Below are 20,335 nucleotides of genomic sequence, written 5' to 3' on the forward strand. Positions count from 1 at the left end.
GCACGTCTCGCGCGCGGGAGCCCGCCGTCCGCGCGGGACCGGGGCACTCTCGTCCCACACGGGCGCCGTCCTCCACTGCCACCGTGCACCGCGCGTGCCCGAGCACGGCGGCCGACTGATCAGCCCCGAGCCTGCCTGGGCCAGGTCGCCGCCCTCCGCCGGCCACGCGCAGTCGATCGCCGTCATCATCACGCATTCTCTGCCGTTCCACGTGGAACGCCACGGCGACTCCTGCGGTCGAACCTGCCCTCCTCCGCCGGGACGACGTCACCCCCCTATCCCTGCACGTTCCACGTGGCACACCGCGCACGGGCCGCGTTCCAACGCCTCACCCTTCCCAACCCCGAGGTGCTGAACTCGGCCGCCCTCCCTTCAACACGCACCCGGGCAGGCGGTGAGCCGCCTCCGCCACAACGCATCCCCCACGAGCCCCGTGCTCCGCACACCCCGTGGAACCACCCCGCACCCACACCGCAAGCTCCCACCCGCCGAACCGCCGCCCGCGCTCGGCCATCGCCACCGGATCTGCCACATCCCTCGCGGCTCCCTCGCTCCCGACGCCAGCCGGGGCCCTCCGTCCCAAACCAGCACCCACAGATGCACGGGACCCGGTCCCCTCACCGGTCCCCGCCCGCAGAACACGCCCACGCATGCCCCCATGGGCGGACCGCAGGCTGCGCCGCTCGCCCTGCCTGCCGTCCCCCCGCACGCGCCCTCCACCACTGACGCTCCACCCGGAAGCGCCCACGCCGCACGCTACCCCTGGCCCGTCCCTCCGTCCGCCCCCCGCACCCATCCCTCCGCGCGCCTCCAAGACGGTCCCGCCACGCGCCCCACCTTCTGGCGGCGAACGCCCCAGGGGCGCCTCCTCCATCCGCACCGGGCCCACGTGGAGCGCGCCCCGCACCCCGTCCCGGTGCCGCAGGCCCGCCCGCCGTGGCCTCACAGCGGCCGGCGTGCAGGAACGCCGGGTCGGCGCGGGTACTCCCCTGGCGTTGCCATCACCTTTCGAACAACGATGAGGACTCTCTCCCCTGCACCCTCCGGCAGCACGATCCGGTGGACCCTCTCCACCTCGCCCCCCAGCACCCGGAGCGCGTTCCCCGCCTGGCCGACCTCCTCTTGCCCGCCCGGCCCCTTCATCGCCACGACCCGCCCGCCGAGCCGAGAGAATGGCAGCGTGTACTCCAGCAGCACGCGCAGTTCCGCCACCGCCCGCGCGACCACCAGGTCGAAGCGCTCCCGCATCCCCGCCAGGCGCGCCTCGTCCTCGGCCCGCCCCCACCGCACCTCCAGCTGCCCTGCCCCACGCACCCCCCGCGCCACCAGGTCCGCGGCCAACCGTTCAAGGAAGGCGCACCGCTTCCGGTTGCTGTCCAGCAGCACCACCTGGGCATCGGGGACCAGGAGTTGCAACACCACCCCCGGGAACCCCGCCCCCGACCCCACGTCCAGCGCCCGCTCCCCGGCAGCCAGGGTCACCGCCCCGAGCACCGCCGCGCTGTCGAGCGTGTGCTTGACCACCATCTCCCGTGGGTCCGTGATGGCGGTGAGATTCTGCACCCGGTTCTCCTGCGCCACCTTCTCCAGGTGCCACTCCAGCGCTTCCAGGACCGCTTCGTCCCCGCACGCCGCCACCCCCGCCGCCCCGCCCAGCTCGGCCAGCCCGAGCCGCAAGAGCTCCCGCTCCGCCCCGGAAAGAAACCCCGCCCCGCGCCCCTTCCCCCCGAAGCCGCACACCGTCACGACCCCCCGGCTCCTCACGCTTTCGCGCCGTCCCTCGCCCCTCAGCCGCCCTCTGACCGTCCAGCCGCCTGGAAACCTCCAACACCATCCCGAAGGGGACTCCTCACGGGCGCAGGCCAGACGGCGGCCCCACTGCCCGGCGATCGCCGGCCCGACGCCCCCTGCCCCGGCCCCCTTTTCCCGCCGAACCGCTCGCCTCACCCCGCAGCCTCTCGAACCGCTCCCGCACCCGGACCCGTCCCCGCGTCACGGCCGAGGCCCTCTCCCGAGAACAACGAAAGCCCGGCCGCACCGGGCTCCACGCTCCCCCACTCCCACCGAGTCTACCGCCTCGGCATCACCACGACACGCCGGTACGGCTCCTCCCCTTCCGAACTCGTGGTCACGTGCGGGTTCCCCGCCAGCGCCATGTGCACCAGCCGGCGCTCGTGGGCCGCCATCGGCTCCAGCAGTACCTTCCGGCCGCTCCGCCGCACCTGCTCGGCGGCGCGCAGCGCCATCCGCCGCACGGCTTCTTCCCGACGCTTGCGGTAGCCCTCGGCGTCCACGATCACCCGCGGACCCTCCCCGGCCCGCAGCGCCACCAGGTTCGCCAGGAGCTGCAGGGCGTCCAGCGTCTGCCCGTGCCGGCCGATGAGGATACCCGCGTCCGCCCCCGACAGCTCCACGCGCAGGACCTCCGGTTCCTCGATGATCCGCACGGTGCTCTCCACGCCCATCGCCCTCGACACTTCCGTGAGGAACCGCTCCACCCGTTCCGCCCGGCTCTCCCGCACAGTGACGCGCACGACCGCGTTCCGGCCGCCGATCAGCCCGAACAGCGGCGAGCGGCCCTCATCGAGCACCTCGACCTCCGCACGGTCCCGGCCCACGCCCAGTTCGGCGAGGGCGAGGGCCACCGCCTCCTCGACCGTCCGCGCGGACTTCTCCACCGACCTCATCGCGCCGCTGCCTCCCTCTTCGGCCCGCGCGGCTGAAAGCCCGGATAGATCCACTGCTGCCCGATGCTGAGCAGCGTCGTCACCAGCCAGTACAGGGCCAGACCGGCCGGGTACTGCGTGGCGAACCAGGCGATGAGCACCGGCATGATGTACAGCATCGCCCGCTGGTTCGGGTCTGCCGCAGCACCCGACAGCCACGACTGCGCGAACGTCGCAACGCCGGACAACAGCGGGAGCACGTACGTCGGGTCCTTCTCGTTGAGGCGGATCAACCCGAACAACGTCGGCGTCCCCTCATATGGGAAGTTATACAGCACGCGGAATATCGCCCAGAGAAACGGCAGCTGGATCAACAGAGGCAAGCACCCCGAGAGCGGGTTCACGCGGTTCTTCCGGTACAGCTCCACCATCTCGCGGTTGAGCCGCTCCGGGTCCTTCTTGTACTTCTCCTGGAGCCTCCGCATCTCCGGCTGAATTTCCTGCATTTTTTTCATACTCTTCATCTGTACCATGTACAGGGGCGCGATCAGAACCCGGATCGCCACCGTCAGCAAGACGATGGCCGCTGCGTAACTTCCCGTGACCCCGTACAGCCACACCATCGCCTGCGTCATCAGGTCCTCGAGTGGTTTGAGCAACTCCCTTCCCCCTCCGGGCTCCGGGCGCCCCCTTACGGCACGGGATCGTAGCCGCCCGGGTGCAGCGGATGACACTTGGCCACGCGCCGCACCGTCAGATACCCGCCGCGCAACACCCCGTGCCTCTCCACCGCCTCAATCGCATACGCCGAGCAGCTCGGGTAAAACCGGCAGGTCGGTCCGCCCTTGAGCGGAGAAACCGCCACCTGGTAGAACCGGATCAGCGCCGTCACCAGCCGCCGCATCCTGACACCCTCTTCCCGGCTACTCCCGCCTCTCGTCCGGCCGGCTCCCTCCACGCCCGGCCGCCGCACCTTTCAGAACCCCGGCGCGCCGGAACAGCTCTCGCACCGCGCTGCACAGTTCGGAAAACGGCATGTCCCGGGCACCCGCACGCCCGATCAGCACCAGCACGTACCCCGGCCGGACCTCGGGCCACAGCCGCCGGGCAGCCTCCCGCAACCGCCGCTTCACCCGGTTGCGCACGACCGCCGACCCCAGCTTGCGACCTGCCGCGACCCCCAGCCTCGCGGCCCCCTCGCCCAGGCGGACGCTGTACACCACCGCCGCCTGGTTGGCCCACGAGCGCCCCCGCCGGTAGACCTCCTCGAACTCCCGCCGCGTCCTCAGCCGGAAGCACCGCTTCACGGCGACGGCCCCCTGCCTGACGCGTAGCAACGTGGAAAAAAAGCCACAGCTTGTGTGCCGCGGCCTAAACGGTAAGTCGCTTTCTTCCCTTCAGCCGCCGGGCCTTCAGGACCCTCCGCCCGCCGGACGTCCGCATGCGCTTCCGGAACCCGTGGGTTCGCTTCCGCCGCAGGTTGCTCGGCTGGTAGGTACGCTTCACATCCGGTCACCCCCGAAAAGGCACACCCCACATTATATGGTGCTCGCTGACCGACCGTCAACGCGCCGTCGCAGCAGCGCAGCACCCCGCAGCAGCCACAACCTCTCTCCGGCGCAGCGACCTGCTCGCGCCCTCCGGCCAGCGGCTCATCCCCACTGGAACCTCGCGGACCGACCCGCCTCCCCGTCCACCCGGCGAGTCGGCTCACCCGCCTTTCTCCCCGCGCCCCCCGCACCCTCCACAGGCCCGTCCACACCGCATCCACAGCGCCGGCCGACCGTCCACCGCCTGTTCACAGCCCGCCTGCCTCTGTCGACAGCTCACACCCCCTTTTTCCCCAGACCACCCACCACTTTTTCCACGCTGGCAAGCGCGGCCCCCGTTGATGGGTACCCCTCCCTCTGCTATGATGGACCGTGAAGCCCGACCACTTCCGCCCACTTGCGCGGGAGTTGGCCAGGCTCGAATCGTTTTATGCACAGGTTGTGGATAAAGCTGTGTACATCTTGTTGATTCCCCGCCGCCCGATCCCCCGCGCCCGAGGAGGCTGGTCCCATGACGAACCAGGCAGACCTCGTCTGGTCACAGACGCTGGAGGTGCTGGAGCGCCAGCTCCCCTCCGCCAGCTTCGAAACCTGGCTCAAGAAGACCAGGGCCCTCGCCCTCACCGGGGACACCGTGGTCGTCGGGGTGCCGAACGAATTCGCCAAGGACCGACTCGCGTCACGTTACGCCTCCCTCATCCGGCAGAGCCTCCGCCAGGTCACCCAGCGGAACCTCAACCTCCGCTTCGTCGTCCCCGGCGACTCCCCGAACGCGCAGGTCGCAGCCTCCGCCTTCCCCGCGGGCTACGACGGCGTCGCGGAGGCCCCACCTTCCGCTCCGGGCACGCCTCCTGCCGGCGACTCGCCGTACAAGCCGCTCAACCCGAAGTATACCTTTGATACATTCGTCGTCGGCGCTTCGAACCGCTTCGCCCACGCCGCCGCCCTCGCCGTCGCCGAGCAGCCCGCCCGGACCTACAATCCCCTCTTCATCTATGGCGGCGTCGGGCTCGGCAAGACCCACCTCATGCACGCCATCGGCCACCTGGTCAGCCAGCGCAACCCCTCCGCACGGGTGGCCTACGTCAGCACCGAGACGTTCACGAACGAGTTCATCAACAGCATCCGGGACGACAAGACCGTCCAGTTCCAGAACCGCTACCGGAGCGTCGACATCCTCCTCATCGACGACATCCAGTTCCTCGCTGGCAAGGAGCGGACTCAGGAGGAGTTCTACCATACCTTCAACGCCATCCACGAGGCAAACAAGCAGATCGTCATCTCCTCCGACCGCCCGCCCCGCGAGATCCCGACCCTCGAAGACCGGCTCCGTTCCCGCTTCGAGTGGGGCCTTCTCTGCGACATCCAGCCTCCCGACCTGGAGACCCGGATTGCCATCCTGAGCAAGAAGGCGAACCTCGAACACCTCGACGTGCCGGACGACGTCATCTCCTACATCGCAACGCACATCGAGACGAACATCCGCGAACTGGAGGGCGCCCTGACCCGCGTCGTGGCGTACGCCGGCCTGATGCGGGCACCCATCTCCCTCGACCTCGCCGCCCAGGCGCTGAAGGATATCCTGCCGCCCGTCCGCCCCCGTCACATCACCGTGGACCTGATCATGCAGGTCGTCGCCGACCACTTCGGCCTCGACGTGGAAGAACTGAAGGTGCGCAAGCGCACCCGCACGGTGGCGTTCCCGCGTCAGGTCGCCATGTACCTCACCCGGGAACTCACCGACCTGTCGCTCCCCCGCATCGGCGAGGAGTTCGGCGGCCGCGACCACACCACCGTCATCCACGCGTGCGAGAAGATCGCAGAGGACGCCCGAGCGGATCCCTCGCTCGCCCACACGATCCAGGAACTGGTCTCCCGGATCCAGTCCATGGCTTGATCCGCCGCTGCCCCGGTTCCGTGGATCGTTCTGTGGATCCGCTGTGGAGCCGCTGTGAAGGGACTGGGGACTCCCGTCTCCACCCTGTGGACAAGCGTCCGACCGCCTCCACCGCACCTTCCGTACGACACCCGCCTTACGCGCCGCAAACGTTCGCCTGTCCACACCCCCACGTGTACCCGCAATCCCTTCCGGCAACGATATCCACGGGGTTTTCCACATATCCACAACCCCTCTCACATTGGCGACAACCAATGGTTTCTTACCCCCCCAGGGGAAGAACATCACCGCCCGAGGAGGCCGTCGCCGTGCGCCTCACCATCCCCCAGGACCGGTTCGCCGACGCGCTCGGAACCGTCTCCCGCGCCGTCTCTCCCAAGAACACCATCCCCGCCCTTGCCGGAGTACACGTGCGGGCGACGCCCGGCCGTCTCCTGCTCCGGGCGACGGACCTCGAACTGGCCATCGAGCGCACGGTCGAGGCGGAGGTGCACGAACCGGGAGAGGCCATCCTGCCGGCGCGCTACCTGGCGGACCTCGTCCGCAAGATCCCCTTCGGGGACGTGGACCTCGAGGTCAAGGACGGCCAGCCGGTGGCCGCGGTCCGGTGGGGGAAATCCCACTACACCATCCACGGCTTCCCGGCTGCGGACTTCCCGGACATCCCGGCGGTCTCCGGACCTTCGTTCCGGGTCGACCGCGGCGCGTTCCGGGAACTCATCCGCCAGACCGCGTTCGCCGCCGCGCAGGAAGAGGCAAGGCCCTACCTCAAGGGCGTCTTCCTGACCCTCGCGGGCTCGGAACTGCTCGGGGTGGCGACCGACAGCATCCGCATCGCGACGACCCGGGTACCGGCCGACAACCCCGAGAACCAGTCCCTGCAGGTGATCGTCCCCGGCCGCTCCCTGCAGGAACTGGCGCGTCTCCTCGCCGGGGCGGAGGACGAGGAGCCGCTGCGCGTCTCCGCCGAGCCGAACCAGGTGTCGTTCGACCTGGGAGACATTCGCGTGATTTCCCGCCTCCTGGAGGGGCAATACCCCGACGTCCTGCGCCTGATCCCCACGAGCTACCCGACCCGGGCGCGTCTCGACCGGAGCCAGTTCCTCGAGGCGATCGACCGCGCCCAGGTGCTCTCGCGCGACGGTTCGCTGCGCTTCAGCGTCGGGCCGGAGCAACTCGTCATCACGGGTGCCACCCCGGAGGTCGGACAGGTCTACGAGGAGGTTCCCCTGGTCCTGGAGGGGGACCCCCTCGACATCGGTTTCAACGCCCGTTACCTGACGGAAGGGCTGCGAGCCATGGACGACCGGGAGTTCTGGTTCGAGTTCTCGGGAAGCCGGAACCCGGCCCGCATCCGCCCGGCGGAGGGGGATGGCTACGTCTATGTCGTGCTGCCCCTCGTCACCTTCTGAAGGCAGTGGGGGTCGGAGGGTCGAACCGGTTCCGGTTCGCGGACCGTACATCCTCCTGGGGGAGTTCCTCAAGCGGGTCGGTGCGGTTCCAACCGGCGGCCAGGCAAAGCGGATCATCCAGGCGGGAATGGTCCGGGTGAACGGGGAGGTCGAGACGCGCCGGGGGCGCAAGCTCCGCCCGGGCGACGTCGTGGCGATCGAGGGCGGAGGTTCGTGGCGCGTCGCCGGGCAGGGGGACGCCTAGGTGTACGTGGCACGGCTCACCCTCCGCAACTTCCGGAACTACCGCGATCTGTCGCTGGAGCTCTCGCCCGGGGTCAACGCGTTCGTCGGCGCCAATGGCCAGGGCAAGACGAACCTCCTCGAGGCGCTCCACCTCCTGGCGACCGGGCGCTCGCAGCGCGGGGCCAGGGACCCGGAGCTCATCCTCGCCGGCGAGGACGAGATGCGGGTCTGGGCCCGGGTTGAGCGGGCACAGGGACCGGTCGAGATCGACCTGCAGGTGGGGACCGTCCTCGGCCGCCGGCTCCAGCTGAACGGGCTGCCGCAGCGGCGTATGGCGGACCTCGTCGGGCGCCTGGCCGTCGTCTTCTTCGGACCCGACGACCTCCAGGTCCTGAAGGGGCCGCCCGCCGGGCGCCGCCGCTTCCTCGACATCCTGCTCTCCCAGGTGTCGCCGGCGTACCTGCACCACCTGCAGCGGTACTCCCGGGCTCTGGCCCAGCGGAACCGGCTGCTTCGCCAGATCCAGGGAGGTCACGCGGCCCGGGACGAACTCGAGGCGTGGGACATCCCGTTGATCGAGTCGGGGGCGGAGATCACGGTGCGCCGCTTCCGGGCGCTGGCGAACCTCGCACCCGTCGCGGCGGAGCAGCACCGGCGGATCAGCGGCCGGGTGGAGGACCTCGAGGTCAGCTACGCCCCTGCCCTCCCCGGGATCGAGTCCGCCGCGCAGGCAGGCCCCGCGGAGGTGGCGCAACTGCTGCAGCAGGAACTCCAGCGCCGGCGTGGCGAGGAGGTGGCCCGGGCCGTCACGCTCGTGGGGCCACACCGGGACGACCTGGCCCTGCGGATCGGCGGGAAGGACGCCCGCGCCTTCGCCTCCCAGGGACAGCAGCGAACGGCCGTGCTCGCGCTCAAGCTGGCGGAGCTGAGCTACATGCGGGCGGTCCTCGACGAGCCCCCGGTGCTCCTGCTCGACGACGTCGTCTCCGAGCTGGACCCGGACCGCCGCCGGCACCTCCTGCGTGCCGTCGACAGCGGAGTGCAGACCCTGCTCACCTCCACCGACCCACAGGATCTGGCCATCCGGGCGTGGGAGCCCGGCCACCGCCTCTTCGAGGTCCGGGCCGGGCAGGTGCGGGAGCGGAAGGAGTGAGAGCCGTGTTTCTCCACGTGGGCGACGACGTCGTGGTGAGCCTGAAGGACCTGATCCTCATCCTGGACCTCCGTTCTGCGGCGCACGCCGAGGCCACCCGGACCTTCCTGCGCCGCTGCGCCGCGGAGGGGCGGGTGCTCAGCGGCTCGGAAGCGAACGCCAAGTCCGTGGTCGTCACACGGGACGGCGTCCACTACTCGCCGATCTCCTCGCTCACCCTCATGCGGCGGGCGAACCTGCTGCGCCAGGCCTTGCCGGGCCAGCTTGTATGGTAGAATAGGTCTGTTGGAGATTGCGATTCGCCGGCCCGCTCGCCCGCTCCGGGCGTGCCCCCGGTGCGGTGCATGAGCGGGTCAGGGGATCGCCGCGGCTGCAAGGAGGGGCAAGGGTGCGCGAGGAGCAGGAGTTCACGGCGAGCAGCCCGGCCGACAGCGCCAACGGGAACGGAAGGTACACGGCTCACGAGATCCAGGTCCTGGAGGGGCTCGAGGCCGTCCGCCGGCGGCCCGGCATGTACATCGGGTCCACCGGCACGAAGGGCCTGCACCACCTGGTCTGGGAGGTCGTGGACAACGCCGTCGACGAGCACCTCGCGGGCTTCTGCCGTCACATCCGTGTGACCCTGCACCGCGACGGCTCCTGCTCCGTGCGGGATGACGGCCGCGGCTTTCCCGTCGACGTCCACCCCGTCACCGGCCGGCCCGCCGTGGAAACCGTGCTGACCCGGCTGCACGCCGGCGGCAAGTTCGGGGGCGGCGGCTACAAGGTCGCGGGCGGCCTGCACGGCGTGGGCGTCTCCGTGGTGAACGCGCTGTCCGAGTACCTCACCGTCGAGGTCTGGCGGGAGGAGGGCCACTACCGGCAGGAGTTCCGCCGGGGCGACCCGGTCGCCGACCTGGTGCGGCTCGGCGACGCCCGGCCGGAGGACCGGGGCTCGCTCGTGCGCTTCAAGCCGGATGCGGAGGTCTTCGAGACCGTCGAGTTCCAGTTCGAGGTGATTGCCAGCCGGCTGCGGGAGATGGCGTTCCTCAACCCGGGCCTGTCGATCGAGTTCCTCGACGAGCGCACCGGGGAGGAGATCCGCTTCCGCTACACCGGCGGCCTGTCCTCGTTCGTCCGCTACCTCAACCGCACCCGCACGCCCCTGCACCGCGATCCCGTCACGATCCACGCCGAGCGCGACGGCAGCGTGATCGACCTCGCCATCCAGTACAACGACGGCTACACCGAGAACCTGTACTCCTTCGCCAACAACATCCGGACCCACGAGGGCGGCACCCACGAGACCGGTTTCAAGACGGCCCTCACTCGCGTCCTGAACGACTACGGCCGGCGCACGAAGATCCTGAAGGACGACGAGAGCCTGTCCGGCGACGACGTGCGCGAAGGCCTGACCGCCATCCTCTCCGTGAAGCTGCCCGAGCCCCAGTTCGAGGGTCAGACGAAGACGAAGCTCGGCAACAGCGAGATGGCCGGCCTGGTCAACTCGGTCGTGGGCGAGGAACTCGCCACCTTCCTCGAGGAGAACCCGCAGGTGGGTCGCCGGATCGTGGAGAAGGCGGTCCTGGCGTCCAGGGCCCGCGAGGCCGCGCGCCGGGCGCGGGAACTCACCCGGCGCAAGGGCGCCCTCGAAGTGACTTCGCTCCCCGGAAAGCTCACCGACTGCACCTCACGGGACCCGGGCGAGTCGGAGCTCTTCCTGGTCGAGGGCGACTCGGCCGGCGGCTCGGCGAAGCAGGCCCGGGACCGCCGGACCCAGGCCGTGCTGCCGCTCAGGGGCAAGATCCTCAACGTCGAGAAGGCCCGCCTTGACAAGGCGTTGAGCCACGAGGAGATCCGGGCGATCATCACCGCCCTCGGCACCGGGATCAAGGAGGAGTGCGACCCCGCCAAGGCCCGGTACAACAAGATCATCATCATGACCGACGCGGACGTGGACGGGAGCCACATCCGCACCCTCCTTCTCACGTTCTTCTACCGTTACATGCGCCCCCTCGTCGAAGCCGGTTACATCTACGCGGCCCGCCCGCCCCTCTACCTCATCCGCAAGGGCAAGCAGCACTACTACGCCTATTCGGAGGAGGAGAAGGACCGCATCGTGGCGCGGCTCGGGGGCGTCACGGACAAGCCCCAGCGGTACAAGGGCCTGGGCGAGATGAACCCGGAGCAGCTGTGGGAGACCACCATGAACCCGGCCACCCGGACCCTCATCCAGGTCTCCCTCGAGGACGCCATGGCGGCCGACCAGATCTTCGACATCCTCATGGGCGAGCGGGTTGAACCGCGGCGGGAGTTCATCGAGCAGCACGCGCACGAGGTGGAGGAACTCGACACCATCGGCTAGCCGGGACGGCGCGGCGGAACGGAGGACCCGAACTTGAGCATCGAGCAGCCCCAGAACATCCTCAGGACCGACATCGAGCAGGAGGTCAAGAAGTCGTTCATCACCTACGCGATGTCGGTCATCGTGAGCCGCGCCCTGCCCGACGTGCGGGACGGCCTGAAGCCCGTGCAGCGCCGGATCCTCTACGCCATGAACGAGGCCGGCAACACGGCCGACCGGCCGTACCGCAAGTCGGCGAAGACCGTGGGCGACGTGATGGGCAACTACCACCCGCACGGCGACATGGCCATCTACGACGCCCTGGTCCGCATGGCGCAGGACTGGAACCTGCGGGTCCCGCTCATCGACGGGCAGGGCAATTTCGGCAGCATCGACGGCGACCCGCCCGCGGCGATGCGGTACTGCGTGACCGGTGACACCCTGGTGGTCACCGACCAGGGCCTGGTGCGCATCGACCGCCTGTCGCCGGACGGGCGCGAAGACGTCTCCATCCGCGTGCTGTCGGCGCGCGGCGTCGTCAACACGGCGAGCAAGTGGTTCGACTCGGGCCGCTGGCCCACACGACGGGTCGTCACGCGGTACGGATACGAGGTCACGGGTACGACGAATCACCCCCTCCTGTGCTGGGTGCAGGGGGAGGATGGGACGCCCGACCTCGTCTGGAAGACCATCGCCCAGATCCGGCCCGGGGACTGGCTCGTGCTGGACCGCAGCGAGGCGCTCTGGCCGCAGGACCCCGTCGACATCACGGGCTTGCACCCCGAACTGCCGCCGGGCTCCCGGGTAGAGCGCCACGAACTGCCCGCGCGCCTGGACAAGGACCTGGCGTTCCTGCTGGGCGCCCTCGTGGCGGAGGGCACCGTGCGTGATCAGGTCATCGAGTTCACCAACGTGCCGGGGCCCTTTGCCGAGGCCTTCCAGGAGGCGTGGCTCCGGGTCTTCCCGACCTGCCGGCTGCACGTGTTCCTGCGCGAGGCGGTCGGCTACGGCCGCAAGCCGTTCTACCAGATGCAGGTGGTGAGCCGGCAGGTCGTCACCTTCCTCCGCGGTCTGGGCCTCGGCGGGCGGTCCGCCCAGCGCGAGATCCCGCCGGCGGTGCTCCAGTCGCCCCAGCCGGTGGCCGCTGCCTTCCTGCGCGGTCTCTTCGAGGGCGACGGGGCGGTGGAGCGCTCGGGCCGCGCGATGCTACGCGCCTCCCTCGTCTCGGCAAGCCGCACGCTCCTCCGGCAGGTCCAGACCCTCCTGCTCCGGTTCGGCATCGTATCCATGCTGCGGCGGGACGAGAGCCGGGGCACGTACCGCCTCCTGCTCGTTGGCCGGCGTAACCTGCAGGCCTTCGCGGAAAAGATCGGCTTCGTGTCGCCCGCCAAGCAGGAAGCCCTGGCGCAAGCTCTGAGGACGTACTCAGGCCGTGCGCTCTCGCGGACGGACTTCATCCCTTTCCTGTCCGACTTCGTTCGGACGCGGGCGGGCCGCGGCGAGCGTGAGTGGCTGTCCAGGCACAACTTCGACCGGCCGGACCGGCTCGCTGAAGCCCTGCCGCGCCTCAGCCGGGTCATGGCCGCCGCCGACCTGGACTGGATCCGGGAGTTGGCGCAGGGCACTTACTTCTTCGACCAGGTGATCGCGGTCGAGGACGCGGGCGAGCACACCGTGTACTCGATCCGCGTCGACAGCGCCTGCCACTCCTTCGTCGCGAACGGGTTCGTCAACCACAACACCGAGGCCCGCCTCTCCCGGATCGCCGGCGAGATGCTGCGGGACATCGACAAGGACACCGTCGACTTCGTCGACAACTACGACAACAGCCTCCGGGAGCCGGTGGTGCTGCCGTCCCGGTTCCCGAACCTCCTGGTCAACGGCTCCTCCGGCATCGCCGTCGGCATGGCGACCAACATCCCGCCGCACAACCTCGGCGAGGTGATCGACGCGCTCTTTGCCATGATCGACCGCCCCCAGATCACGTCCGAGGAGCTCATGGCCTACGTGAAGGGGCCCGACTTCCCGACCGGCGCCCTCATCCTGGGCCGGGACGAGATCCGCAAGGCGTACACGACCGGCCGCGGCTCGATCACGCTGCGCGCCAGGGCGCACATCGAGGTCGACCGCCGCGACCGCAGCCGGATCCTCATCACCGAGCTTCCCTACATGGTGAACAAGGCGAAGCTCATCGCCCGCATCGCCGAGCTCGTGCGGGAGCACAAGATCGAGGGCATCACCGACCTGCGGGACGAGTCGGACCGGACGGGGCTGCGGATCGCCATCGAGGTGCGCCGGGACGCGAGCGCCCGGGTGATCCTGAACCTCCTCTACAAGCACACGCCGCTCCAGACGACCTTCCCCGTCCACATGCTGGCGCTGGTCGACGGCCGGCCCCGCACCCTGAACCTGCGCGACGCGCTCTGGCACTACCTGCAGCACCAGAAGGACGTCATCGTCCGCCGGTCCCGGTTCGACCTCAAGAAGGCCGAGGACCGGGCCCACATCGTCGAGGGGCTCCTCAAGGCGCTGGACGTGATCGACGAGGTGATCCGGACGATCCGGGAGAGCCCGGACACGGACACCGCCCGGACCCGCCTGATGCAGCGGTTCGGGTTCACCGAGGTGCAGGCGCAGCACATCCTCGACATGCAGCTGCGCCGGCTGACCGCGCTCGAGCGGAACAAGCTGGAGGAGGAGTACCAGGAGCTGCAGGACCGGATCGCCTACCTGCGGGCGGTGCTGGCCAGCGAGTCGCTGCAGTACAAGATCATCCGCCAGGAGCTGGCGGAGATCAAGGAGAAGTACGCCGACGAGCGGCGAACCCGCATCGTCGACGAGTCCGGGGAACTCGACGTCGAGGACCTGGTGGCCCAGGAGGACATCGTTGTCACCCTCACCCACCTGGGGTACGTCAAGCGGATGCCGGTGACGACCTACCGGAGCCAGCGCCGGGGCGGGCGGGGGATCACCGGGGCGACGACCCGGGAGGAGGACTTCGTCGAGCACCTCTTCATCACGACCACCCACCACAGCCTCATGTTCTTCACCGACCGCGGCCGCTGCTTCCGCCTGAAGGCCCACGAGATCCCGGAGGCGAGCCGAACGGCCCGCGGCACGGCGCTCATCAACCTCATCAACCTCGAGCCGGGCGAGAAGATCCAGGCCGTGATCCCGATCCGCGACGCGGAGGGGGAGGGGTTCCTCTTCTTCGCCACCCGTCAGGGCTACGTGAAGAAGACCCCGCTGGCGGAGTACGCCAACGTCCGCTCCTCGGGGCTCATCGCCATCCGCCTCGAGGAGGGCGACGGGGTGGTGGGGGTCCGGCGCACGACGGGCCAGCAGGAGATCATCCTCGTCTCCTCCGCCGGCTACGCGCTCCGCTTCCACGAGGACGACGTCCGGCCGATGGGCCGCGACGCCCGGGGCGTGAAGGGCATCGAGCTGGATGAGGGGGCTGCGGTGATCGGCATGGACGTGGTCCAGCCGGACGCCGACCTCCTGGTGGCCACCCGCATGGCCATGGGCAAGCGGACCCCGCTGGCCGAGTACCCGACCTACCGCCGGGGCGCGCGGGGCGTCAAGACGTTCAACCTCACCGCCCGCACCGGCGACCTGGTGGCCATCAAGACCGTGCGTGAGCAGAGCGAGCTCTTCCTCATCACCGAGCGCGGCATCCTCATCCGGATGCCGGCCGCCCAGGTCCGGCAGACGGGGCGCATCGCCCAGGGCGTGATCCTCATGAACCTCGAGCCCGGGGACAGCCTGGTGGCGGTGGCCGAGGCCCTCACCCGGGACGACGAGGACGGCGAGTAGCCCCGCCCGCGGTGCGCCCGCGGGACGTTGACAGGTCCGGCAGAGACTTGTATGAATGTGACGGGAAGGCTCCCCCACAGGCGAGCGCGCCTGCGGGGGCTCGCTGCCTTAATCGAGGGAGGCGCGTATGGCCATGGCGGTCGACAAGAGCACGTGGCGCAACAAGGTGGGCCTGGCGGAGATGCTCAAGGGCGGCGTCATCATGGACGTCGTCACCCCCGAGCAGGCCATCATCGCGGAGAAGGCAGGCGCGGTAGCGGTCATGGCCCTGGAACGCGTCCCGGCGGACATCCGCGCCCAGGGCGGCGTGGCCCGCATGTCCGATCCCAAGCTCATCAAGCAGATCATGGAGGCCGTGACCATTCCGGTCATGGCGAAGGCCCGCATCGGCCACTTCGTCGAGGCGCAGATCCTCGAGGCGCTCGGGGTCGACTTCGTCGACGAGTCGGAGGTGCTGACCCCCGCCGACGAGGAGAACCACATCTGGAAGCACGACTTCAAGGTGCCCTTCGTCTGCGGCGCCACGAACCTGGGCGAGGCCCTGCGGCGCATCGCCGAGGGGGCGGCGATGATCCGCTCCAAGGGCGAGGCCGGCACGGGCAACGTCGTCGAGGCGGTCCGGCACCTGCGCTCGATCCTCCGGGACATCCGCCGCATCAAGGAGGCGCCGGACGACGAGCTGCAGCACATCGCCAAGGAACTGGGCGCCTCCCTCGAGCTCGTGCGGGAGGTCAAGGAGCGCGGCCGGCTGCCGGTCCCGCTCTTCTGCGCCGGCGGCGTGGCGACCCCCGCCGACGCTGCCCTGGTGATGCAGCTCGGCGCCGAGGCGGTGTTCGTGGGCTCGGGCATCTTCAAGTCCGGCAACCCGGAGAAGCGGGCCCGGGCGATCGTCCTGGCCGTCCAGCACTACAACGATCCGAAGATCCTCGCGGAGGTGTCGGAGGACCTGGGCGAGCCGATGGTCGGCATCAACGTCTCCACCCTGCGCGAGGAAGAGAAGCTCGCGACGAGGGGCTGGTGAGGATGGGCCGGCCGCGAGTCGGGGTCGTCGCCTACCAGGGCGCCGTCCCCGAGCACCTGCGGGCGCTCGAGGCCGTGGGCGCCGAGGCCGTGCCGGTGCGCTGGCCCCGGGAGCTGGAGGGCCTGGCGGGCCTCATCATCCCGGGCGGCGAGAGCACGACGATCGGCGACGCCATGAAGACCTGGGGCCTCCTGGACGCGGTCCGCGAGTGGGCGCAGGCGGGCGGCGCCATCTACGGCACCTGCGCCGGGGCGATCCTGCTGGCCACCGAGATCCGCGGTGGGAAGCCGGACCAGCCCCGGCTCGGCCTCATCCCCATGGCCGTACAGCGCAACGGGTTCGGGCGTCAGATCGAGTCGTGCGAGGCGGACCTCGAGTTCAAGGGGATCGGCCCCGAGCCCTTCCACACCGTCTTCATCCGGGCTCCGTACTTCGAGGACCTGGGCCCGGGCGTCGAGCCCCTGGCCGAGCTGGACGGCAAGGTGGTCGCCGTGCGGTACGGCCGCTTCCTGGCGACGGCCTTCCACCCGGAGCTCACGGACGACCGCCGGATCCACCGGTTCTTCCTGGACCTGGCCACGGGCGGGACGCCCGACCCGGCGCAGGAGGTGCCGGCGCCACATGCGTGAGGTCGAGCCGAAAGCCGGGGCGCGGAACACGCGCCGCTGCCCGCACTGCCGCGGAACGCTGGAGCCGCACGAGACGGTCTGCCGCTGGTGTGGCGCGCCGGTTCCCGAGGAGGTGCCGGATCTCCAGCCCGGCGACGTCCTCCGGGTCCGCAATCCGTTCAAGGGCGGTCACGAGGAGGAGGTGACCGTCGTCCGGGTCGACCGGGGCGGCCACGGCATCGAGGTGCGGGACGCGCGCGGGCAGGTCTGGGGGTACCTGAAGCCCGCCGACGTCCTGGGCATGGTGCGGCGGGCCCGGCGGGAGCAGCCCTGATCCGGCCGTTGACGTCTTGTCTCCGTGACCGGCCCGTGCTATACTGCTGCCCAAACGACGGAGCCCGAGGAAGGGGAGCGTAGGCGTCACCCCCGACCGCAGAGAGCCGGCGGTGGCCGCCCGGAGGTGGCCGTGGTGCAAGCCGGTGTCGGGAGCGCCGGTCCGCCCCGGAGGGTCCCGGGGAAACCCGGGCGGGTCCGGCCCGATAGAGCCGGGACGAGTGGGTTGCCGTCGGCAACCAGGCAGGGTGGCACCGCGGGAACGAGCTCCCGCCCCTGAAGAGGGGGCGGGAGTCGCCGTTCTCAGGCGAGCCGGTGGCCTGGAGGCGCACGGCAGCCAACCAGGGTGGCACCGCGAGGCCCGTCAGGACCCCGCCCCTGGACCGCCGGCCAGGCGCGCCGCCGGCGGTCCGGGGGCGCTCGTTTTGCGGGCTCCGCTGCCCGATCCCACGCGAGGAGGCATCGCCCGTGCTGGAAGAAAAGTACCTGCTCATGCTGCCCGGACCCACCCCCGTGCCCCCGCCGGTGGCACTCGCCCAGGCCATGCCCATGATGAACCACCGCGGGGAGGCGTTCACCGCTCTGTTCCGCGAGATCACGGCCGGCCTGCAGCGGGTCTTCCGCACCCGGCAGCCCGTGCTCGTGCTTCCCGGCTCCGGCACCGGCGGCTTCGAGACGGCCCTGCAGAACTTCGTTGCCCCCGGCGAGAAGGTGCTGGCCGTGGTCACCGGCGCCTTCGGCGACCGCTGGGCGAAGGGAGCCAGGGCCCTCGGGTACGAGGTGGAAAGGCTGGACGTGGAATGGGGCAGGGCGGCGGACCCCGGCGAACTGCGGGAGCGCCTCGCCGCGGGCCGGGACCGGCCGATCCGGGCCGTTCTCCTGACCCACAACGAGACGTCCACCGGCGTGACGAACCCCATCCGGGAACTGGCGCAGGTGGCGCGCGAGCACGGGGCGCTGGTGATGGTCGACTCCGTGAGCGGCCTGGGCGCCCTGCCCATCGAGATGGACGAGTGGGGCCTCGACGTGGTGCTGACGGGCGCGCAGAAGGCGCTCATGTGCCCGCCGGGCCTGACCCTCCTGGCGGCGAGCCCGCGGGCCTGGGAGGCTTCGGATCGCAACCCCGGCCCCCGCTTCTACTTCGACCTCCGACCGTACCGGGACGGCTACGAGAAGGCGTCCCTGCCCTACACCCCCGCCCTGGCGCTCCTGTACGCGCTCCGGGAGTCCCTGCGGCTCATCGAGCGGGAGGGCCTGGAGGCGGCCTGGGCCAGGCACCGGCTGCTGGGCCGCATGACCCGGGCCGGCGTCCGGGCGATGGGCCTGGAACTCCTCGTCCGGGACGACCGCTTCGCCTCCGACTCGGTCACCGCCGTGAAGGCCCCGCCGGGACTGAGTCCGAGCGCCATCCGCCGCACGGCCCGGGAGCGTTTCGGCGTGATCCTGGCCGGCGGCCAGGGGCCGCTGTCGGAGACGGTGTTCCGCATCGGCCACCTGGGCTACGTGGTCCCCGGCGACGTCGTGCAGGCACTGGCGGCCGTGGAGGGCGCGCTCGCGCTGCACGGGCTGCCGGTCGAGCTGGGGCGGGCCGCGGCCGCCGCAGAGGCCGTGTGGCTGGACGCCCTCCGGGAGCAGGCGCCAGCCCCTGCCCGTACTTGACTCTCCGCCGCCGGGGGCCGGCATCCCCCGGACGAGCCGTACTGGAGGTTTGAAGCAAGATGCGCATCCTCGTCGCCGATCCCATCGCCGAGGCGGGCATCCGCATCCTGCAGGAGCAGGCGGACGTCGACGTCCGCCGCGTCACCCCCGCCGAGCTGCTCGAGATCGCCTCCGAGTACGACGCCATCATCACCCGCTCCGAGACGAAGATCACCGCCGACGTGCTGGCCCGGGCAACCCGGCTCAAGGTGGTGGGCCGGGCCGGGGTGGGGGTGGACAACATCGACGTCGCCGCCGCCACCGAACGGGGCGTGGTGGTGGTGAACGTCCCCGGCGCCAACACCTTCTCCACCGCCGAGCACACCTGGGCGCTCATCCTGGCCCTCGTCCGCAACGTGCCGCAGGCGATGGCCAGCCTCAAGGCCGGCGAGTGGGACCGCCGCCGGTTCACCGGCGTGGAGCTGCACGGCAAGACCCTCGGGGTGATCGGGTTCGGGCGGATCGGGTACGAGGTCGCGGCCCGCGGCCGGGCCTTCGGGATGCGCGTGCTGGCCTACGACCCCTACGCCAACCCGGCCCGGGCGGAGCACCTCGGCGTCCTCCTGGTCGACCTGCCCGTCCTCCTGGCCGAGTCGGACATCGTCACCATCCACGCGGCGAAGACCCCGGAGACCGCCCGGCTCATCCAGGCGCGGGAACTGGCCATGATGAAGAAGGGCGCCCGGATCGTCAACTGCGCCCGGGGCGGGATGGTCGACGAGATGGCCCTCTACGAGGCCCTGCGCTCGGGCCACCTGGCCGGGGCGGCGCTCGACGTGTTCAGCACCGAGCCCCTCACCGAGCACCCGCTCTTCACCCTGCCCAACGTGGTGGTGACGCCCCACCTGGCGGCCTCGACCGTCGAGGCTCAGGAGGCCAACGGCGTGCAGATCGCCCGGCAGGTGCTCCGGGTCCTGGCCGGCGAACTCGTGCCGGAGGCGGTCAACCTCCCCGCCGTGCCGCCCGACGCCGCCCAGGTGGTGGCGCGCCACCTGCCGCTGGCCGAGGTGCTCGGGAGCTTCCTCGGCCAGGCCTTCGCCGGCCCGCTGCGGCTGGTCGAGGTCATCTACGAGGGCGAGCTGGCCAGGGAGCCCGCGACCCTCCTCACCAACACGGTGCTCAAGGGCCTTCTGGGCACCCGGGCGTCGGAGGTCGTCAACTACATCAACGCCCCGGCGCTGGCGAAGCGCTACGACGTCGGCGTCCGGGAGAGCCGCTCCGTGGAGGGGGGCCAGGCGGAGGGCCGGATCACCGTGCGGGCGCAGGTCGGGCCGGCGGAGCGCACCGTGACCGGGACGCTCGGCCGGGACGGCGAGGTCCGGCTCGTGCGGGTGAACGGGATGCCGCTCGACCTGGCGCCGACCCGGTACATGATCGTCACCCGGCACCACGACCGCCCCGGCATCCTGGGGCAGTTCGGGACGATCCTCGGCCGGGCGGGCGTCAACATCGCCGGCCTGTCGCTGGGCCGGCAGGCCCGGGCGGGGGAGGCGGTGGCGATCTTCCTCGTCGACGACGCTCCGGGGCCGGAGGTCGTGGCCGAGCTCGCCGCCGTCGACGGCGTCGCCGAGGCGCGCCCGGTCACCCTGCCGATGCTCCCGAACGGCTTGTCCTGAGAAGGGGGGCAGTAGCC

General features: G+C 70.7%; 18 protein-coding genes and 1 pseudogene. 13 read left to right on the forward strand and 6 right to left on the reverse strand.

All coding sequences use genetic code 11. The features are described from left to right. Positions 1–942: 942 nt before the first annotated feature. From rsmG to rpmH, 6 genes are all read right to left on the reverse strand, one after another. Complete coding sequence (gene rsmG, locus caldi_RS14620) at positions 943–1,764, reverse strand: 16S rRNA (guanine(527)-N(7))-methyltransferase RsmG (RefSeq protein WP_264842490.1); 822 nt, start codon at positions 1,762–1,764, stop codon at positions 943–945. Positions 1,765–2,069: 305 nt separating this feature from the next. Next, positions 2,070–2,687 (reverse strand): RNA-binding cell elongation regulator Jag/EloR, encoded by a 618-nt coding sequence (gene jag, locus caldi_RS14625; RefSeq protein ID WP_264842492.1) that lies wholly within the window; start codon positions 2,685–2,687, stop codon positions 2,070–2,072. Beyond that, a complete protein-coding gene (locus caldi_RS14630; protein ID WP_264842493.1) occupies positions 2,684–3,325 on the reverse strand; it encodes a YidC/Oxa1 family membrane protein insertase in 642 nt (213 codons plus the stop codon). The genes jag and caldi_RS14630 overlap by 4 nt, the downstream gene beginning before the upstream one ends. A 32-nt stretch (positions 3,326–3,357) precedes the next feature. Next, positions 3,358–3,570 (reverse strand): membrane protein insertion efficiency factor YidD, encoded by a 213-nt coding sequence (gene yidD, locus caldi_RS14635; RefSeq protein ID WP_264842494.1) that lies wholly within the window; start codon positions 3,568–3,570, stop codon positions 3,358–3,360. A gap of 19 nt (positions 3,571–3,589) precedes the next feature. Further along, positions 3,590–3,973 carry a ribonuclease P protein component gene (gene rnpA / locus caldi_RS14640; protein WP_264842495.1) on the reverse strand — a complete coding sequence of 128 codons (384 nt, stop codon included), beginning with the start codon at positions 3,971–3,973 and terminating at the stop codon, positions 3,590–3,592. A 64-nt stretch (positions 3,974–4,037) separates the two neighbouring features. Further along, positions 4,038–4,172, reverse strand: a complete 135-nt coding sequence (gene rpmH, locus caldi_RS14645; RefSeq protein WP_264842496.1) for a 50S ribosomal protein L34 — start codon at positions 4,170–4,172, stop codon at positions 4,038–4,040. Between the two features lie 555 nt (positions 4,173–4,727). On the opposite strand from rpmH, the gene dnaA reads away from it, so the two are divergent. The 13 genes and pseudogenes from dnaA to serA all read left to right on the forward strand — a co-directional run bounded on the left by dnaA (position 4,728) and on the right by serA (position 20,318). After that, complete coding sequence (dnaA, locus tag caldi_RS14650) at positions 4,728–6,113, forward strand: chromosomal replication initiator protein DnaA (protein WP_264842497.1); 1,386 nt, start codon at positions 4,728–4,730, stop codon at positions 6,111–6,113. A gap of 308 nt (positions 6,114–6,421) precedes the next feature. Next, on the forward strand, positions 6,422–7,525 hold the full coding sequence (gene dnaN / locus caldi_RS14655; protein WP_264842498.1) for a DNA polymerase III subunit beta: 1,104 nt from the start codon (positions 6,422–6,424) through the stop codon (positions 7,523–7,525). Then, the gene (locus caldi_RS14660; protein WP_264842500.1) at positions 7,497–7,769 is read left to right on the forward strand and encodes an RNA-binding S4 domain-containing protein; all 273 of its coding nucleotides are present in this window, start codon (positions 7,497–7,499) and stop codon (positions 7,767–7,769) included. Before dnaN ends, caldi_RS14660 begins: the two co-directional genes overlap by 29 nt. Next, complete coding sequence (gene recF / locus caldi_RS14665; RefSeq protein WP_264842502.1) at positions 7,770–8,903, forward strand: DNA replication/repair protein RecF; 1,134 nt, start codon at positions 7,770–7,772, stop codon at positions 8,901–8,903. 5 nt (positions 8,904–8,908) lie between these two features. Next, the gene (remB, locus tag caldi_RS14670; RefSeq protein ID WP_264842503.1) at positions 8,909–9,178 is read left to right on the forward strand and encodes an extracellular matrix regulator RemB; all 270 of its coding nucleotides are present in this window, start codon (positions 8,909–8,911) and stop codon (positions 9,176–9,178) included. Positions 9,179–9,291: 113 nt separating this feature from the next. Beyond that, positions 9,292–11,247, forward strand: a complete 1,956-nt coding sequence (gyrB, locus tag caldi_RS14675; protein ID WP_264842504.1) for a DNA topoisomerase (ATP-hydrolyzing) subunit B — start codon at positions 9,292–9,294, stop codon at positions 11,245–11,247. A 39-nt stretch (positions 11,248–11,286) separates the two neighbouring features. Then, positions 11,287–11,808, forward strand: a pseudogene (locus caldi_RS17830) (DNA gyrase subunit A); the annotation flags it as partial. A 447-nt stretch (positions 11,809–12,255) separates the two neighbouring features. Next, positions 12,256–15,042: a DNA gyrase subunit A gene (gene gyrA / locus caldi_RS14685; RefSeq protein WP_264844821.1), complete on the forward strand. Its 2,787-nt coding sequence runs from the start codon at positions 12,256–12,258 to the stop codon at positions 15,040–15,042. 133 nt (positions 15,043–15,175) lie between these two features. Next, complete coding sequence (gene pdxS / locus caldi_RS14690; protein WP_264842505.1) at positions 15,176–16,063, forward strand: pyridoxal 5'-phosphate synthase lyase subunit PdxS; 888 nt, start codon at positions 15,176–15,178, stop codon at positions 16,061–16,063. 2 nt (positions 16,064–16,065) lie between these two features. Further along, positions 16,066–16,692, forward strand: a complete 627-nt coding sequence (gene pdxT / locus caldi_RS14695) for a pyridoxal 5'-phosphate synthase glutaminase subunit PdxT (RefSeq protein WP_264842506.1) — start codon at positions 16,066–16,068, stop codon at positions 16,690–16,692. Continuing rightward, on the forward strand, positions 16,685–17,005 hold the full coding sequence (locus caldi_RS14700) for a hypothetical protein (RefSeq protein WP_264842508.1): 321 nt from the start codon (positions 16,685–16,687) through the stop codon (positions 17,003–17,005). The genes pdxT and caldi_RS14700 overlap by 8 nt, the downstream gene beginning before the upstream one ends. 467 nt (positions 17,006–17,472) lie before the next feature. Then, positions 17,473–18,663, forward strand: a complete 1,191-nt coding sequence (locus tag caldi_RS14705) for a pyridoxal-phosphate-dependent aminotransferase family protein (RefSeq protein ID WP_264842509.1) — start codon at positions 17,473–17,475, stop codon at positions 18,661–18,663. 59 nt (positions 18,664–18,722) lie between these two features. After that, a complete protein-coding gene (serA, locus tag caldi_RS14710) occupies positions 18,723–20,318 on the forward strand; it encodes a phosphoglycerate dehydrogenase (RefSeq protein ID WP_264842510.1) in 1,596 nt (531 codons plus the stop codon). Positions 20,319–20,335 lie beyond the last annotated feature (17 nt).

Source organism: Caldinitratiruptor microaerophilus, from assembly GCF_025999835.1.
GTDB lineage: Bacteria > Bacillota > Sulfobacillia > Symbiobacteriales > ZC4RG38 > Caldinitratiruptor > Caldinitratiruptor microaerophilus.

Bases quoted from the DNA above. Each gene is read 5' to 3' on its own strand.
- pdxT (WP_264842506.1), top strand. From the start codon at position 16,066: ATGGGCCGGCCGCGAGTCGGGGTCGTCGCCTACCAGGGCGCCGTCCCC.
- serA (WP_264842510.1), top strand. From the start codon at position 18,723: ATGCGCATCCTCGTCGCCGATCCCATCGCCGAGGCGGGCATCCGCATC.
- gyrA (WP_264844821.1), top strand. From the start codon at position 12,256: ATGCAGGTGGTGAGCCGGCAGGTCGTCACCTTCCTCCGCGGTCTGGGC.
- pdxS (WP_264842505.1), top strand. From the start codon at position 15,176: ATGGCGGTCGACAAGAGCACGTGGCGCAACAAGGTGGGCCTGGCGGAG.
- caldi_RS14700 (WP_264842508.1), top strand. From the start codon at position 16,685: ATGCGTGAGGTCGAGCCGAAAGCCGGGGCGCGGAACACGCGCCGCTGC.
- dnaA (WP_264842497.1), top strand. From the start codon at position 4,728: ATGACGAACCAGGCAGACCTCGTCTGGTCACAGACGCTGGAGGTGCTG.
- caldi_RS14660 (WP_264842500.1), top strand. From the start codon at position 7,497: ATGTCGTGCTGCCCCTCGTCACCTTCTGAAGGCAGTGGGGGTCGGAGG.
- yidD (WP_264842494.1), bottom strand. From the start codon at position 3,570: ATGCGGCGGCTGGTGACGGCGCTGATCCGGTTCTACCAGGTGGCGGTT.
- jag (WP_264842492.1), bottom strand. From the start codon at position 2,687: ATGAGGTCGGTGGAGAAGTCCGCGCGGACGGTCGAGGAGGCGGTGGCC.